The sequence below is a fragment of the Mycobacterium sp. PSTR-4-N genome (assembly GCF_022348085.1).
Lineage (GTDB): Bacteria > Actinomycetota > Actinomycetes > Mycobacteriales > Mycobacteriaceae > Mycobacterium.
Genome location: NZ_JAKRFN010000013.1, coordinates 80,458 through 95,688, shown reverse-complemented (window position 1 = coordinate 95,688; position 15,231 = coordinate 80,458). Strand labels below are relative to the sequence as shown.

At 69.2% G+C, this 15,231-nt stretch carries 15 protein-coding genes; 8 read left to right on the top strand and 7 right to left on the bottom strand.

The features are described 5' to 3' along the window. Positions 1-93: 93 nt before the first annotated feature. Together MHN84_RS17980 and MHN84_RS17975 are read left to right on the top strand one after the other, a co-directional pair. Positions 94-615, top strand: coding sequence for a hypothetical protein (locus MHN84_RS17980; RefSeq protein WP_374238382.1), 522 nt, complete (start codon positions 94-96; stop codon positions 613-615). Positions 616-625: 10 nt separating this feature from the next. Continuing rightward, positions 626-1,711 (top strand): dihydrodipicolinate reductase, encoded by a 1,086-nt coding sequence (locus tag MHN84_RS17975; RefSeq protein WP_241205859.1) that lies wholly within the window; start codon positions 626-628, stop codon positions 1,709-1,711. 2 nt (positions 1,712-1,713) lie between these two features. Here MHN84_RS17975 and MHN84_RS17970 read toward each other — a convergent pair whose 3' ends face one another. Beyond that, positions 1,714-2,796, bottom strand: a complete 1,083-nt coding sequence (locus tag MHN84_RS17970) for a class I SAM-dependent methyltransferase (RefSeq protein ID WP_241205858.1) — start codon at positions 2,794-2,796, stop codon at positions 1,714-1,716. Between the two features lie 46 nt (positions 2,797-2,842). On the opposite strand from MHN84_RS17970, the gene MHN84_RS17965 reads away from it, so the two are divergent. Continuing rightward, on the top strand, positions 2,843-3,445 hold the full coding sequence (locus MHN84_RS17965; protein ID WP_241205857.1) for an SHOCT domain-containing protein: 603 nt from the start codon (positions 2,843-2,845) through the stop codon (positions 3,443-3,445). A 19-nt stretch (positions 3,446-3,464) separates the two neighbouring features. On the opposite strand, the gene MHN84_RS17960 is transcribed toward MHN84_RS17965, so the two are convergent. Together MHN84_RS17960 and MHN84_RS17955 are read right to left on the bottom strand one after the other, a co-directional pair. Continuing rightward, positions 3,465-4,088 (bottom strand): MBL fold metallo-hydrolase, encoded by a 624-nt coding sequence (locus MHN84_RS17960; RefSeq protein ID WP_241205856.1) that lies wholly within the window; start codon positions 4,086-4,088, stop codon positions 3,465-3,467. Continuing rightward, positions 4,085-5,179: an S-(hydroxymethyl)mycothiol dehydrogenase gene (locus tag MHN84_RS17955; RefSeq protein ID WP_241205855.1), complete on the bottom strand. Its 1,095-nt coding sequence runs from the start codon at positions 5,177-5,179 to the stop codon at positions 4,085-4,087. Before MHN84_RS17955 ends, MHN84_RS17960 begins: the two co-directional genes overlap by 4 nt. A gap of 90 nt (positions 5,180-5,269) precedes the next feature. Between MHN84_RS17955 and MHN84_RS17950 the strand changes: the two genes are divergently transcribed. From MHN84_RS17950 to MHN84_RS17940, 3 genes are all read left to right on the top strand, one after another. Further along, positions 5,270-6,343: a class I SAM-dependent methyltransferase gene (locus MHN84_RS17950; protein WP_241205854.1), complete on the top strand. Its 1,074-nt coding sequence runs from the start codon at positions 5,270-5,272 to the stop codon at positions 6,341-6,343. A gap of 22 nt (positions 6,344-6,365) precedes the next feature. Next, positions 6,366-7,190: a beta-lactamase family protein gene (locus MHN84_RS17945; protein ID WP_241205853.1), complete on the top strand. Its 825-nt coding sequence runs from the start codon at positions 6,366-6,368 to the stop codon at positions 7,188-7,190. 119 nt (positions 7,191-7,309) lie between these two features. Further along, positions 7,310-7,822 (top strand): DUF3145 domain-containing protein, encoded by a 513-nt coding sequence (locus tag MHN84_RS17940; protein ID WP_221362439.1) that lies wholly within the window; start codon positions 7,310-7,312, stop codon positions 7,820-7,822. Here MHN84_RS17940 and MHN84_RS17935 read toward each other — a convergent pair. After that, positions 7,803-8,705 (bottom strand): diacylglycerol kinase, encoded by a 903-nt coding sequence (locus MHN84_RS17935; RefSeq protein ID WP_374238381.1) that lies wholly within the window; start codon positions 8,703-8,705, stop codon positions 7,803-7,805. The two genes, MHN84_RS17940 and MHN84_RS17935, sit on opposite strands and share 20 nt — an antisense overlap. Further along, on the bottom strand, positions 8,702-10,282 hold the full coding sequence (locus MHN84_RS17930) for an FAD-binding oxidoreductase (RefSeq protein WP_241205919.1): 1,581 nt from the start codon (positions 10,280-10,282) through the stop codon (positions 8,702-8,704). Before MHN84_RS17930 ends, MHN84_RS17935 begins: the two co-directional genes overlap by 4 nt. Before the next feature lie 53 nt (positions 10,283-10,335). On the opposite strand from MHN84_RS17930, the gene MHN84_RS17925 reads away from it, so the two are divergent. Both MHN84_RS17925 and MHN84_RS17920 read left to right on the top strand, forming a co-directional pair. Then, the gene (locus tag MHN84_RS17925) at positions 10,336-10,914 is read left to right on the top strand and encodes a TetR/AcrR family transcriptional regulator (protein ID WP_241205852.1); all 579 of its coding nucleotides are present in this window, start codon (positions 10,336-10,338) and stop codon (positions 10,912-10,914) included. Next, positions 10,911-12,443, top strand: a complete 1,533-nt coding sequence (locus tag MHN84_RS17920; RefSeq protein ID WP_241205851.1) for a glycerol-3-phosphate dehydrogenase/oxidase — start codon at positions 10,911-10,913, stop codon at positions 12,441-12,443. Before MHN84_RS17925 ends, MHN84_RS17920 begins: the two co-directional genes overlap by 4 nt. A 61-nt stretch (positions 12,444-12,504) precedes the next feature. Here MHN84_RS17920 and MHN84_RS17915 read toward each other — a convergent pair whose 3' ends face one another. After that, on the bottom strand, positions 12,505-13,935 hold the full coding sequence (locus MHN84_RS17915) for an acyl-CoA carboxylase subunit beta (RefSeq protein ID WP_241205850.1): 1,431 nt from the start codon (positions 13,933-13,935) through the stop codon (positions 12,505-12,507). Positions 13,936-13,950: 15 nt separating this feature from the next. After that, complete coding sequence (gene kasB / locus MHN84_RS17910; RefSeq protein ID WP_241205849.1) at positions 13,951-15,204, bottom strand: 3-oxoacyl-ACP synthase KasB; 1,254 nt, start codon at positions 15,202-15,204, stop codon at positions 13,951-13,953. Positions 15,205-15,231 lie beyond the last annotated feature (27 nt).

Here is a 15,231-nt window from a genome sequence, read left to right as displayed (position 1 = left end):
CCCCGGTACTCGAGCCAGTGCCGGTCTTCTACCCGAAGTCGCGAACCGGCAAACCGGTGACTTTGTCCGTGCCCGGCTGAAATACTGCTCGGCGTGACGATGATGCGCACCCTGGCCGCCCTTCTGTTCGGTGTCTGCGCAGCACTGGGCGCCGCCACCCCCGCCCGGGCCGACCAGGTGATCGAAGGCGTCTTCACCATCACTCAGGACGGCGGCACGTCCGGTACCTGGACGGTCTTCCCGTCCTGCGTTCCCGTCGTCGGCGATCTGCGGGAGCCGCTCTACCTGCCCGTCGGCTGTCGCCTGCACGTGCAGGCCGGCGGCGACCTGGTCGGCGGCGACGCCGTGCTCACCGGCGGCCAGTGGGCCTTCACCACCCCGAAGGACCGGGGCATGCAGTGCCCGGACGGCTCATGGGCGCCGACAGTCGAGGTGGTCAAGTTCGACGATGCGACGATGACAGGAACCCGCAGCACCCAGCACAACGGCAACTGCGGCCTGCCGCCGGGCATCATCGTGACCCCGTTCACCATTGCCTACAAGGGGCCGCTGTCGACCCCCGTCGACCGATATCCGTTGATCTGTGAGCCAGGCGGACTACGGCGCTGCTTCTAGGGGAATCGCCGTGACACACGCGGATGCGAAGCGGATCGTCATCTGGGGCACCGGTTTCGTCGGACAGATGGTCATCGCCGAAGTCGTCGATCATCCCGGCTTCGAACTCGTCGGAGTGGGCGTGAGCAACCCCGACAAGGTGGGCCGCGATGTCGGTGACATCTGCGGACTGCCGACGCCGGTGGGGATCAGCGCCACCGACGACATCGACGCGCTGATCGCGCTGAAACCCGACGCGCTGGTGCATTACGGGCCGACCGCTGCCCACGCCGACACCAACGTCGAGGTCATCACCCGGTTCCTGCGTGCCGGAATCGATGTGTGCTCCACCGCGATGACGCCGTGGATCTGGCCGACCATGCATCTGAATCCCCCCAACTGGATCGAACCCGTCACCGTCGCCTGCGAACTGGGGGAGTCGTCGTGCTTCACCACCGGCATCGACCCCGGCTTCGCCAACGATCTGTTCCCGATGACGTTGATGGGATTGTGCTCGCAGGTCCGCACGGTGCGCGCATCGGAGCTCCTGGACTACACGAACTACACCGGCGACTACGACCGCGAGATGGGGATCGGCAGGCCACCGGAGTACACGGCGATGCTGGAGAATCCCGACATCCTCGTGTTCGCCTGGGGCGCAACGGTTCCGATGATCGCGCACGCCGCCGGCATCATGCTCGACGAGATCACCACGACGTGGGAGAAGTGGGTGACCCCCGTCGACCGGCCGACCGCCAAGGGCGTCATCGAGGCGGGCAACGTTGCGGCGGTGCGGTTCACGATCAACGGCGTCTATCAGGGGCAGACGCGCATCCAGCTCGAACACGTCAACCGGATCGGCAACGACGCCGCTCCGGAGTGGCCGTCGGGAAACCAGAACGACGTGTACCGCGTCGACATCGAGGGCACGCCCAGCATCAGCCAGGAGACGGCGTTCCGGTTCACCGACGGGTCCGGCCGCGACGCCGCGGCGGCGGGCTGTCTGGCCACGGGGTTGCGCGCCCTCAACGCGGTGCCCGCGGTCAACGCGCTCTCGCCCGGCTGGGTCACCGCGTTGGATCTGCCGCTGATCCCCGGGATGGGCACCATCCGCTGACCTCAGCGCCGCTTGACCAGCACCACGTAGGCGAGCGGGATGCGGGTACGTTCCGGGGCGGCGGCCAGCCGTTCGGCGATGCCCTTCTCTAACCGCTCGTGCAGGTCGGCGGCGCGCGGGTTCGCCGGCCCGCCCTCCAGTGCCGTCGTCAGCGCGGCGAAGATCGACGCGCGCGCGAAGCCCGCCCAGCGCGCCCCGAACTCTGCTGCGTCCTTGTCGGCCTGATACCGCTCCCAGAACCGGTCCTGGGCGTCGACGATCTCCAGGTGCTCGATCTGGAGCCGCTCGAAGATCCCCGACGGCGCGAACGGAGCCGTGAAGTCGGCGGCCTGCCGGGCCACGGTCGGGATGCACATCCGTGCTGCCTCGTCGGCGCTGACCACCCCGGCAGCCGTCGCTTCGGCGAGCGCATCGACCATCGCGGTGAGCAGCGGCCGGAACCCTGCGTCGCCGTCCTCGCCGACGCCCATCGTCGTCACGACGAGCCGACCGCCGGGACACAGCTCGCGGCCGCGGAACGCGACGAACTCGTGCCAGTCCCGCGCCGCCTGCTTGGCGTAAGCCGCCTGCAGCTCTGTGTCACCGCAGGTGGCCACCTGCAGGTGCGGGCCGAGAACCGGCGCGGGAACGTGGCTCAGCCAGTGGATCGCCCACGCGCTCCAGCCGAGGTTGACGCTGTTGGAGGGCATGATCTGCGAATAGAACGAGCGGCCGACGGCGGAGGCGAAGGCCGCCGCGTCCTTGGCCAGATAGGTGTCCGGGTCTTCGTCCAAGGTCCGGAACAGCGCGGTGAAGTCGTTGTCCGGCCGGTCGGTGTGGGCGACGAGCACCGAGTGCTCCGGTCGGGTTCTGCTGCGCAGCACGGAGATCGCCGCGCCCATCGGCAGCAGCGAATTGTGCCCGTTCGCCGCGCCGTAGTCGGCCAGCACGATCGGCTGCGGCGGGGCGGGTAGCGGTACCGCAGCGGCGGCTTCGCGGAAGATCTCGATCGCCCGCGACAGCCCGGCGGCCTGCAGCCGTGATCCAGCGGTGTAGCTGCCGCTGTCGACCGGTTCCGGTCGCACCACGATGCTCGACTCGGGCATCTTCGAGACGGTAGTCGCTGCATGCGATCTGCGCCGACGAAAAGCCATGCGTGCGACACTGGCGCACGTGTTGGGACGGTTCGGCCCCCGCATCGCGCTGATCAGCGCGGCGATCATGCTGATCGTCGGCGTGGTCGGTCTGATCCTGACACTCGCGCTCAGCGCCTTCGTCTACGACGACTTCGATGCCTACGGTGAGGTCCCGGTGCCAGGGTCGGGACGGGTGACGCTGCCCGCGGGTGAGGTGACGATCAACTTCCACACCGCGGTGCCGGGAGGCATCGACGGCGGTTTTCCGGTGCCCCCGCTGAAGCTGGGCATCGACGCACCCGACGGTGTCCCCGAGCCGGTGCTCACCCAAGTCATCGGTTCGACCACCTCGGTGAACAACGATGTGCGCGTGCGGATCTGGACCGCGCAGATCGCCCAGAGCGGCGTGTACGACGTCCGGACAGGCGGAACGGTGGGCGGCTACATCAACCCGCGGCTGGCCTTCGGGAAGGACAGTTCACCGGACTGGGCGCTGTGGGCCTGCGGGGGGTTGATCGCGGCCGGTCTGCTCGAGCTCGCCGTGGCGATCGCATGGTGGATCCGATCGGGGCGCCGGCCCCGGCCGGTGCCCGGTCCGGTGATCCTCGACGGTCGGTGACGCTGTCCTGCCAGGTGGTTCAGCTACCGTGCTTGACCCACTCGTCGTAGTTCACCAGTTCGTCGCCGACGGTGGTGGAATCGCCGTGCCCGGTGTAGACGACGGTGTCGCCCGGCAGTGCGCCCAACCGTCCCGAGATGGAATCAAGAATGGTGGGGAAGTCCGAGTACGACCGCCCGGTGGCACCCGGACCGCCGTTGAACAAGGTGTCCCCGCTGAACACGGCGCCGAGATCGGACGCATGCCAGCAGACCGAGCCCGGAGAGTGGCCCGGGGTGTGCAGTGCGCGCAGCTCGATACCGGCCACCTGCAGTGAGTCGCCGTCGTTCACCGCTCGAAAGTCGCTGTCGGGGTGCGTCATCCGCCACAGCACGTCGTCGGCGGGGTGCAGCAGGACCGGTGCGTCGAGGGCTCTGCCGAGCTCGGGTGCGACCGTGACGTGGTCGTTGTGACCGTGGGTGCACACCACCGCGACGACGTTGCGGCCGCCGACCGCCTCGATGATCGGCGCCGCGCTGTGCGCGGCGTCGAACACCACGACGTCGTCGTCGTCGCCGACGAGCCAGATGTTGTTGTCGACATCCCAGCTGCCGCCGTCGAGTTCGAACGTGCCGCTGGTGACCAACCGCTGGATGGCGCTCACAGCAGCACCACCGAGCGCAGCACTACGTCTTCTGATCCGGCGTGCATCTTTCCGAACGCGTCTTCGATCTGGTCGAGCCCGATGCGTTCGGAGACGAACTTGTCGAGCGGGAACCGGCCCTGCAGATAGAGCGAGATCAGCGTCGGGAAGTCGCGTTCGGGCAGACAATCGCCGTACCACGACGACTTCAACGACCCACCGCGGGAGAAGAAGTCGATGAGGGGCATCTCCAGCGTCATGTCCGGGGTCGGGACACCGACCAGGACCACGGTGCCGGCGAGATCGCGGGCGTAGAACGCCTGCTTCCACGTCTCGGGCCGTCCGACCGCGTCGATCACGACGTCGGCGCCGAACCCGTCGGTGAGATCCTGGATCGTCTCGATCGCGTCGAGTTCCTTGGCGTTGATCGTGTGCGTGGCCCCGAACTGCCTGGCCCACTCCAACTTCCGGTTGTCCATGTCCACGGCGATGATGCGCTTGGCGCCCACCAGCGCGGCCCCGGCGATGGCGGCGTCGCCGACGCCGCCGCAGCCGATGACAGCCACGGTGTCGTCGCGGTTGACCGCGCCGGTGTTGATGGCCGCGCCGACACCGGCCATCACGCCGCAGCCCAGCAGCCCGGCCGCGGCGGGATCGGCAGCCGGATCGACCAACGTGGCCTGACCTTCGTGCACCAGGGTCTTGTCGGCGAACGCGCCGATGCCCAATGCGGGCGTCAGCTCGGTGCCGTCGGTCAGCGTCATCTTCTGCGCGGCATTGTGCGTGTCGAAGCACAGGTGCGGACGACCGCGTTTGCAGGCACGGCACTGCCCGCACACCGCACGCCAGTTCAGGATCACGAAGTCGCCGGGTGCGACATTCGTGACGCCCTCACCGACGGTTTCGACGATGCCGGCGGCTTCGTGGCCGAGCAGGAACGGGAACTCGTCATTGATGCCACCCTCGCGGTAGTGCAGATCGGTGTGGCAGACCCCGCACGCCTGGATGTCGACGACGACCTCGCCCGGCCCCGGGTCGGGGATCACGATGTCGACCACTTCGACCGGTTGGCCCTTCGAACGAGAGATCACTCCGCGCACCGTTTGAGTCATGCCTGAACCCTAATGGGTTACCTGCACGCACACCCATGGCCTGGCCGAACGTTTCTCAACAGTTGGCGATGCGGCCTACCGTCATCAGACATGGACGACACACCTGTATCCCCGGTGGAGAACACCGAAGAATTCGCCGGCCGGATCACCGCCACCATCGACGCGGCGAGCGTCGCGCTCCTGCTGTCCCTCGGGCATCAGACCGGGCTCTTCGACACCCTGGCGGCATTGCCGCCATCCACCAGCGCCCAGATCGCCGAGGCCGCCCACCTGAACGAACGCTATGTCCGGGAATGGCTCGACGGCATGACCGCGGGTCAGATCGTCACCTACGACCCTGCAGCACAGACGTATTCGTTACCCGAGCAGCGCGCGGCCGTCCTGACCCGAGCGGCCGGGCCGGACAATCTCGCGCGTGTCGCGCAGTTCATCCCGCTGCTGGGCGAAGTGGAGCAGAAGATTCTCGGCTGCTTCCGCGACGGCGGAGGCCTGTCCTACGCCGAGTATCCGCGCTTCCACACCCTGATGGCCGAGCAGAGCGGCGAGGTGTTCGACGCTGCGCTGGTGGAGGTGATCCTGCCGCTCGCCGAGGGCGTGCCGCAGCGGTTGCGTGCCGGTGCCGACGTCGCTGACTTCGGTTGCGGCAGCGGACACGCGATCAACGTGATGGCGCAAGCGTTTCCGGCCAGCAGATTCACCGGCCTCGACTTCTCCGAGGAGGGGATCGCCACTGGGACGGCCGCGGCCCGCCGGCTGGGCGTGCAGAACGCGTCGTTCCGGCGGACCGACCTCACCCACTGCGACGCGATCGAAGCCTTCGACGTCATCACCGCATTCGACGCGATCCACGACCAGGCGCATCCGGCGAAGGTGCTGGCCAACATCCAGCGCGCGCTGCGGCCCGGTGGGGTGTTCCTGATGGTCGACATCAGGTCGTCGAGCCGCGTCGAGGACAACGTGGGTGTTCCGTTGGCGCCGTACCTCTACACCGTGTCGACGATGCACTGCATGAGCGTGTCGCTCGGGCTCGGCGGCGACGGACTCGGGACCTGCTGGGGTCGTGAACTGGCGCTGTCCACGCTGCGTGACGCCGGCTTCACCGACGCCACGGTGCGCGAGATCGAGTCGGATCCGATCAACTACTACTACGTCGCCAGGAAATGACGCGTCACTACGCTCATCACCGATGAGCGCACTCGACGTCCTGGCCGACTGGCCCGTCCCCACTGTGGCCGCAGCGGTCGTCGGGCCGGACGGGACCCTGGCCCACCACGGCGACCAGTCCCGAACCTTCGCCCTCGCCTCGGTGACCAAATTGCTCGCCGCGCGCGCAGCACAGATCGCGGTCGAGGAGGGGGTGTTCGAGCTCGACACGCCGGCCGGGCCGCCGGAGTCGACCGTGCGTCACCTGCTCGCGCACGCCGCGGGCTACGACATGACCTCGGCGAAGGTACTGGCCGCACCGGGCACCCGGCGGATCTACTCCAACCACGGCTTCGCCGTGCTCGCCGAGACCATGGAGCGCGAGTCCGGTATCCCGTTCACCGACTATTTGACCGAATCGGTGTTCGGGCCCCTGGCGATGTCGGACACGATCCTCGAGGGGGGTGCCCCGGCGGCCGGCTACGGCGCGACGTCGACCGTGGCGGACCTGACGGCGTTCGCCGGCGAACTGCTGACACCGGCCCTGGTGTCGGCGCAGATGCACGAGGCCGCCACGTCGGTGCAGTTCCCCGGCCTCGACGGGGTGCTGCCCGGGTTCGGTAGGCAGCGGCCCAACGACTGGGGACTCGGCTTCGAACTACGGGACGGCAAATCACCCCACTGGACGGGAGCGCAGAACTCGCCGCGGACCTACGGGCACTTCGGCCAATCGGGCACGTTCCTGTGGGTGGACCCCGACGCCGCATTGGCCCTGGTCGTGCTCACCGACCGGCCGTTCGGCGATTGGGCGCACGACGTGATGCCCGCCCTGTCTGATGAAGTTCTGAGAGATTACCGGGCGGACTAGCGCAACACGCGTCTCACAAGGCACAATTCTCTCTGAAGACACAACTGCATCTTTTGACTCGTTCGGAAACCGCCAGGTCGTTGGGGAAGACGTCCCTCGTGGAGCCGAAGGAGCAACAGATGCGTGCAGCGAATCAATTCGCCGACACGACGACGGGTGTGGTGTACGTGCATGCCTCACCCGCGGCGGTGTGCCCGCATGTCGAGTGGGCGTTGTCGTCGACCCTCAACGCGAGGGCGAACTTGAAGTGGACGCCGCAACCGGCCATGCCCGGGCAGCTGCGTGCCGTGACGAACTGGGTGGGCCCGGTGGGTACCGGCGCTCAGCTGGCCAACGCTCTGCGGTCCTGGTCGGTTCTGCGATTCGAGGTCACCGAGGACCCGAGCCACGGCGTCGACGGGCACCGCTGGTGCCACACCCCCCAACTCGGGCTGTGGAGCGGCGCCATGAGCGCCAACGGCGACGTGATGGTCGGGGAGATGCGGCTGCGCACGCTGATGGCCTCGGGTGCCGACACGCTGGCGGCCGAACTGGACTCCGTGCTCGGCACCGCGTGGGACGAGGCGCTCGAGGCCTACCGCGACGGCGGGGTCGGCGCCGAGGTCAGCTGGCTCAGCCGCGGCGTGGGGTAGCCGGCCGCAGGACCCGGAGTGCGCCCGGCACCACGGTGAGCTCCACGGGCAGCGGACACACGTACTCGCCGTCGGCATACGCAGTGATGCCGGGGCAGTCGACCGTGATCGTCGCGGCGCGCCGCGTCGTCACCTCCGGCAGGTTCACATGGGTGCCCTTGAACACGGTCGGGAACAGGCGGACCAGCCGGGTGCGCGACGCCGAGGCGACCATCGTGACGTCGAGCAGCCCGTCGGTCGGGTCCGCGCCGGGGCAGATCAGCATGCCGCCGCCGTAGCTTCGGGTGTTGCCGAACGCGGCCAGCGTGAGTTCGGTCTCGACTTCGGTGCCGTCGAACGAGAGTCGGAACGGCAGCAACCGCAGCTGGGAGATCTCGGCCAGCATGGCGAGGTTGTAGCGCATGCGCCCGTGCGGCCAGCGCATCCGGTTGGTCCGGTCGGTGACCAGGGAATCGAAGCCAGCCGCCATCACCGTGCCGAACCACCGCCGGGTGCCGTCGGCGCCGGTGATCAACCCCAGGTCGTAGGTGCCGATCTCGCCGTCGACCACTGCGTCGGCGGCCGCTTCGGGCCCGGTGGGGATGCCGTACGCGCGCGCGTGGTCGTTGCCGGTGCCGGCCGGAATGATGCCCAGGGGTGTCTCCGTCTGGGCGACGATCTGCAGGGCCAGCGAGACGATGCCGTCGCCGCCGACCACCACCAGCGCGTCCATGCCCCGCTCCAACGCGCCCTCGACGAGTTCGCGCGCGTGGGCGGGATCGCGCCCGACCAGCGCGACGACGTCGACGCCGCGTTCCTGGAAGCGGCTGATCGCCCGTTCGGCCGCGTGGCGTGCGTTGCCGTGCCCGGAGGCCGGGTTGGTCAGGACGACGATCCGGTTCACGGAATCAACTTGCCCGGGTTCATGATTCCGGTGGGGTCGAGGGTCGACTTCACGGCACGCAGTACGGCGACGCCGAGGTCACCTACCTCGTCGCGCATCCAGGGGCGGTGGTCGGCCCCGACCGCGTGGTGGTGGGTGATCGTCGCGCCGACGCGCACCATCGCCTCCGAGGCGGCTGTCTTGGCGGCGCGCCACTGCTCGATTGGGTTGCCGCGCTGGGCCGCAACGACGGTGAAGTAGAGCGACGCGCCGGTGGGGTAGACGTGCGAGATGTGGCACAGCACCAGCGCCGGCGTGCCGGAGTCGGCCAGCGAGCGGGTGAGTGCGTCGGTGACGGCAGCCTTCAGCGTTGGGACGTTCGACCACGACGTCGCGGTCTCCAGCGTCTCGCACAGCGCGCCGGCCGACAGCAGCCCGTCCCGTAGATAGGGGGCATTGAACCGACCGTGCTCCCACGCCCGTGCCGGGCCCTCGCCGAGTGACTTTCCGCCGTTGGCGCTCAACAGGTCTCGCGTCTCTGCGTGGCGGCTGGCGACGTGCGCCTCGGTGCCCTCGAAGGCTGTGATGGCCAGGCAGCCGCCGGTGATCTGGGCGTCCCCGATGCTGTCGGTGGTGGCGAGGTTGACGCCGGTCTCCGCCTCGTCGGAGAGCCGGATCACCGTCGGTCCGGTCCCGGTCTGCGCGACGGCCCGTAGCGCGGCGGCGCCGGTGGTGAAGTCGGGAAACGACCACGCCTCGTAGCGCGTGGTCTCGGGGACCGGATGGACGCGGACCCGCACCCTCGTGATGATGCCGAAGGCGCCCTCGGAGCCCAGGAGCACCTGACGCAGGTCCGGTCCGGCGGCCGAGGCGGGTGCCCGGCCGACGTCGAGCACCCCGGCCGGGGTGACGGCGCGCAGGCCGCGGACCATGTCGTCGAAGCGGCCGTAGCCCGCAGAGTCCTGGCCCGACGACCGCGTCGCAGCGAACCCGCCGATCGTGGCGAAGCAGAAGCTCTGCGGGAAGTGGCCCAGCGAGAAGCCGCGCTCGCCCAGGAGTTTCTCCGCCTCGGGGCCGGTCAGGCCGGCGCCCAGCTCGGCCTCCCACGACACTTCGTCGAGCGAGTGCAGCTCGTCGAATCGGCGCAGATCCACCGACACGACCGCCTTGAAGTCGCCGCGCAACGGGTCCAGGCCGCCGACCACGCTGGTGCCACCGCCGAACGGAACGACCGCGATGCTGTGGTCGGCGCAGAACCGCAACACGGCGGCCACCTCGTCGTCGTCGCCGGGCACCAGTACCGCATCCGGGCCGTCCTGCACGCCGAAATCCCTGCGCCGCAACAGATCCAGCGTCGATTTGCCGCCCGCGTGCAGCAGCCGGTCACGGTCATCGACGAGGACGTTCTCGGCGCCGACGATCGCAGCGAGCCCCTCCCGGTCACTCGGCGACAGAGCCGATGGGCGGACCCTGACCTGCTCGAGCGTGGGTTCTTCCGCGGGCTCGGCGTCGATGCCCAGGGCCTGCGTGAGTAGGGAGCGGATACCGGGCGACAGCGGCTTCGCCGCGGCGGGATCGCCCCAGGCGTTCCATGCCATCGGTGGATGTGTGGGCTGGCCGGCGAGCGAGGACATGCGTTACAGTATTACAGATGGTGTCAATCCGTAACTCCGATTCGAGTGTCGAGAAGCGCATTCTCGACGCCGCGGCGGCGTGCATCCTCGCCTACGGCGTCGAACGGACGACCATGACCGAGATCGCGCGGCGCGCCCGGGTCAGTCGCCCGACCATCTACCGACGCTGGCCCGACATCCGCTGGGTGATCGCCGAGCTGCTCACCGTGCGCATCTCCGGGGTGCTCGAGCAGGTGCCCGATCGCGGCGCCGGCCGGGAGGCGACGGTCGAGCGCGTGGTGGCGGTCGCCGAGCACCTGCGCAACGACGACGTCGTGCAGTCGGTGATCCGCAACGCGCCCAACCTGGCGATGGTCTACATCGCCGAACGCCTGGGCACCAGCCAGCAGATCCTCATCGACGCGCTCGCCGAAGCGATCAAGGCCGGTCAGGAAGAGGGCAGTGTGCGTCCCGGCGACCCGCAGGAGATGGGTGCGATGTGCCTGCTGATCACACAGTCCACGATCCAGTCCGCGCAGATGGTCGAAAAGCTGCTCGACGCCCACGCCATCAACGTCGAATTGGCCCGCGCCCTCAACGGATACCTCACCGTATGAGTGCGGCACTGAATGCGCAGCGGCGCGCGACCGACCTGCAGCAGCTCGGCAACGGCGCGCCGCTGGACGTGCTCGTGATCGGCGGCGGCATCACCGGCGTCGGGATCGCGCTGGACGCCGCGACGCGCGGGCTGTCGGTGGCCCTGGTGGAGAAACACGACCTGGCGTTCGGCACCAGCCGCTGGAGTTCGAAGCTGGTGCACGGCGGCCTGCGCTACCTCGCCAGCGGCAACATCGGCATCGCCCGCCGCAGCGCCGTCGAGCGCGGAATCCTGATGACGCGCAACGCTCCTCACCTCGTGCACGCGATGCCGCAGCTGGTGCCGCTGCTCCCCGAGATGAACCGTGCCTCAAGGGCATTGGTCCGGTTCGGCTTCGCGGCCGGCGACGGTCTGCGCGCTCTCGCCGGCACGCCCGCATCGGTGCTGCCACGCTCGCGCCGCGTCGATGCCGCAGCGGCAATCGCGTTGGCGCCGACGGTGCGTCGCGACGGCCTCGACGGTGCGCTGCTCGCGTACGACGGGCAACTCATCGACGACGCGCGCCTGGTCACCGCGGTGGCACGCACGGCCGCGCAGCACGGCGCCCGCATCCTCACCCGGGTCGACGCGAGCGCGGCGTCGGGAACCTCGGTGACGCTGACCGACACTCTGTCGGGGGAGATGCTCGAGGTGTCGGCGCGCGCAGTGGTCAACGCGACCGGCGTGTGGGCCGGACAGGTCGACACGTCGTTGCGGCTGCGGCCCAGCCGCGGCACCCACCTGGTGTTCGACGCCTCGGCGTTCGGTAATCCGACTGCAGCGCTGACCATTCCGATACCGGGGGAGATCAACCGGTTCGTGTTCGCTATGCCCGAACAGCTGGGCCGCGTCTACCTGGGTCTGACCGACGAAGACGCCCCCGGCGCGATTCCGGATGTGCCCGAGCCGACGGCGCAGGAGGTCCAGTTCCTGCTCGACACCGTGAACACGGCGCTGGCGACCTCACTCGGGCCTGCGGATGTGGTCGGCAGCTACGCCGGGCTGCGTCCGTTGATCGACACCGGCGCCGGTCGCACCGCCGACGTCTCGCGCGAGCACGCGGTCACCGAATCGCCGACCGGAGTGCTGAGCGTGATCGGCGGCAAGCTGACCGAATACCGGTTCATGGCCGAGGATGTCGTGGACCGGGCCGTTGCGCTGCGCGGGCTCGCTGCCGGGCCGTGCCGCACCCGCGACCTCCCATTGGTGGGTGCGCCCGCGAATCCCGTTGCTACACAGGAGCACTCGGGAGAGCTACCCGCGTCGCTGGCGGCCCGTTACGGTGCCGAGGCGCCCGCGGTGTTGGCCGGCGCGACGTGCCCGCGACCCACCGACGCAGTCGCCGAGGGCATCGATGTGACGAGAGCGGAATTCGAGCACGCCGTCGCTCAGGAAGGCGCGCTCACCGTCGATGACATCCTCGACCGGCGCACCCGCATCGGACTCGTCGCCGAAGACCGTGAGCGGGCGCTGCCCGCGGCGCACGAGATGCTCGCCTACCTCCGCTGAGCAGACACAAACTCGAGCAATTCCGGCCCGGAATCACTCGAGTTCGCGTCTGCTCGCGGGACTACAGCGGGATGTTCTTGTGGCGGCCGCGGCGCATCGGCGCCTCGGCGAGCGCCTGCGTCAGCTTCGAGCGGGTGTGAGCCGGGTCGATCTTCTCGTCCACCACGCCGATCTCGATGGCCGAATCCACGCCGCCGGCGATCTTCTCGTGCTCGATGGCCAGCGCCTCGTGCAGCGACTCGCGCTCCTCGGGGGCGGCGGCGGCCAGCTTTTTCTTGTGCAGGATGCCGACGGCGGCCTTGGCGCCCATCACCGCGACCTCGGCCTCGGGCCAGGCGAACACCTTGGTGGCGTTCAGCGACCGCGAGTTCATCGCGATGTAGGCACCGCCGTAGATCTTGCGGGTGACCAGCGTGACGCGCGGCACCGAGCTCTCACCGAACGCGTGCAGCAGCTTGGCACCGCGACGGACCACGCCGCCCCACTCCTGGTCCACACCCGGCAGGTAGCCCGGCACGTCGACGACCACGACCAGCGGGATGCCGAACGCGTCGCACAGCCGCACGAAACGCGCCGACTTCTCCGCGCTCTCGGAGTTCAGGCAGCCGCCCAGGCGCAGCGGGTTGTTCGCGATCACGCCGACGGTGCGGCCGGCCAACCGGCCCAGGCCGACCACGATCGACGGGGCCCAGCGGGACTGGAACTCCTCGAACGGCACACCCTCGTCGAGAAGTGCCTCGACCAGCGGGTGCACATCGTAGGCACGGCGCGCCGACTCGGGCAGCAGCGCTTTGAGGTCGGTGTCGCCGGCCTCGGCCTTGCTGCGGTCGAAGTGGCCCTGCTGGCAGAACAGCCCGACCAGGCGACGGCCGCGCTCGTAGGCGTCGAGCTCGTCGTCGGCGACGATGTGGCACACACCGGACTTCTTGTGATGCGCCTCGGGGCCGCCGAGGGAGACCATGTCGACGTCCTCGCCGGTGACGCTGCGGACCACGTCCGGTCCGGTGACGAAGACCTTGCTGTCGGGAGCCATGATGATCACGTCGGTCAGCGCGGGACCGTAGGCGGCGCCGCCGGCGGCGAAGCCCACGACGACGGAGATCTGCGGGATGTACCCCGAGGCGCGGATCATCGCCTCGAAGACCAGGCCGACCGCGTGCAGCGCCTTGACGCCCTCGGCCAGCCGCGCGCCGCCGGAATGCCAGATGCCGACGATCGGGCTCTGCTCGTCGATCGCGACGTCGTAGGCGTCGACGATGTGCTTGCATCCGTCGACGCCCATCGCGCCACCCATCACGGTGCCGTCGGTGCAGAACGCGATCGTGCGCACGCCGTTGACGGTGCCTGCGGCCGCGAGAACGCCGGACTTGTCGCGCTCGTGCAGCAGCTCGACCGTGCCGTCATCGAAGAAGGTCGCCAACCGCAGCATCGGGTCGCGCGGGTCGAGGGACTCGTTGATGTCGGTGGCGGAGCGATTCTCGATGGTGGTCATAGGTGTCTCCTGCTTTCAGTATTTGCCGAAGGCGAGTGCGACGTTGTGCCCGCCGAAACCGAACGAATTGTTGATGGCGTAGGTGTAGTCGCCCGGCCGGGGCGCGCCCGCGACGACGTCGAGGTCGATCTCGGGATCGAGGTTCTTCAAGTTGAGTGTGGGGGGAATGACGCCGGTGCGCAGCGCCTGGACGGTGAGGATCGACTCGACGGCGCCCACCGCGCCCACCGAATGGCCGAGTGCGGACTTGGGCGCGTAGACCGCGGGCCGGTGCCCGCCCATCGCCTTGTTGATCGCCTGACCCTCGGCGACGTCGCCGACGCTGGTGCCGGTGGCGTGGGCGTTGACGTGGTCGATGTCGCTGGGCTGCAGCCCCGCGAGCTGGATGGCGCGGCTCATCGCAAAGCCGGCCCGCTCGCCGTCGGGGTCCGGGGCCACCATGTGGAAGCCGTCGGAGGTGATGCTCGCGCCCATCAGGCGCGCCAGGATCGTGGCGCCGCGCGCCTTGGCGTGCTCTTCGGTCTCGATGACCATCAGCGCGCCCGCTTCGCCGAACACGAAGCCGTCGCGGTCCCTGTCGAACGGGCGGCACGCGCCGGCGGGGTCGGCGTTGTTGGTCGACATGACGATGCGCATCTGGGCGAAGCCCGCGATCGGCACGGCCTCGATGCGCTGCTCGACACCGCCGCAGATCGCGATGTCGGCCTCACCGAGCACGATGTTGCGCCACGCCTGCGCGATGCCCTCGGAGCCGGACGCGCACGCCGAGACCGGGGTGACCACCCCGGCCTTGGCGCCACGGTCCAGACCCACCACGGCCGACGGGCCGTTGGGCATGTACATCTGCACCGACAGCGGGGACACGGCGGTGATGCCGCGGTCCCGCATGCCGTCGTAGGCGAACACCAGCGCCTCGGCGCCGCCGAGGCCGGTCCCGATCGACACCAGCAGACGGCTGGTGTCGATCTCGGGGGACCCGGCGTTCGCCCAGACACGCCGCCCGAGCACGGTGGCCATCTTCTGCGGATAGGACATCCGACGGTTCTCGACCTTGGTCAGTTCCCCGTCGAACTCCTCGAGCAGATGGCCGCCGATCTTCACCGGCAGGTCGAACTCCTCGACGAAGGGGTCGTCGAGCAGGCGGATGCCGCTCTTGCCCTCCAGCAGCGCCTGCCACGTGCCTTCGGCATCGGTGGCGACGCTGGTCGTCATGGCCATACCGGTCACGACGACGTCGGGGAGTCCGTTCCCTGTTGTCGGTGTAGCCATACTCAGGCGCGGTCCTCTCGGTTCTGT

Bases quoted from the DNA above. Each gene is read 5' to 3' on its own strand.
- MHN84_RS17940 (WP_221362439.1), top strand. From the start codon at position 7,310: ATGCGTGCAGCGAATCAATTCGCCGACACGACGACGGGTGTGGTGTAC.
- kasB (WP_241205849.1), bottom strand. From the start codon at position 15,204: ATGGCTACACCGACAACAGGGAACGGACTCCCCGACGTCGTCGTGACC.
- MHN84_RS17965 (WP_241205857.1), top strand. From the start codon at position 2,843: ATGCGTGCGACACTGGCGCACGTGTTGGGACGGTTCGGCCCCCGCATC.
- MHN84_RS17930 (WP_241205919.1), bottom strand. From the start codon at position 10,282: ATGGCATGGAACGCCTGGGGCGATCCCGCCGCGGCGAAGCCGCTGTCG.
- MHN84_RS17915 (WP_241205850.1), bottom strand. From the start codon at position 13,935: ATGACCACCATCGAGAATCGCTCCGCCACCGACATCAACGAGTCCCTC.
- MHN84_RS17970 (WP_241205858.1), bottom strand. From the start codon at position 2,796: ATGCCCGAGTCGAGCATCGTGGTGCGACCGGAACCGGTCGACAGCGGC.
- MHN84_RS17955 (WP_241205855.1), bottom strand. From the start codon at position 5,179: ATGACTCAAACGGTGCGCGGAGTGATCTCTCGTTCGAAGGGCCAACCG.
- MHN84_RS17950 (WP_241205854.1), top strand. From the start codon at position 5,270: ATGGACGACACACCTGTATCCCCGGTGGAGAACACCGAAGAATTCGCC.
- MHN84_RS17920 (WP_241205851.1), top strand. From the start codon at position 10,911: ATGAGTGCGGCACTGAATGCGCAGCGGCGCGCGACCGACCTGCAGCAG.
- MHN84_RS17945 (WP_241205853.1), top strand. From the start codon at position 6,366: ATGAGCGCACTCGACGTCCTGGCCGACTGGCCCGTCCCCACTGTGGCC.
- MHN84_RS17925 (WP_241205852.1), top strand. From the start codon at position 10,336: ATGGTGTCAATCCGTAACTCCGATTCGAGTGTCGAGAAGCGCATTCTC.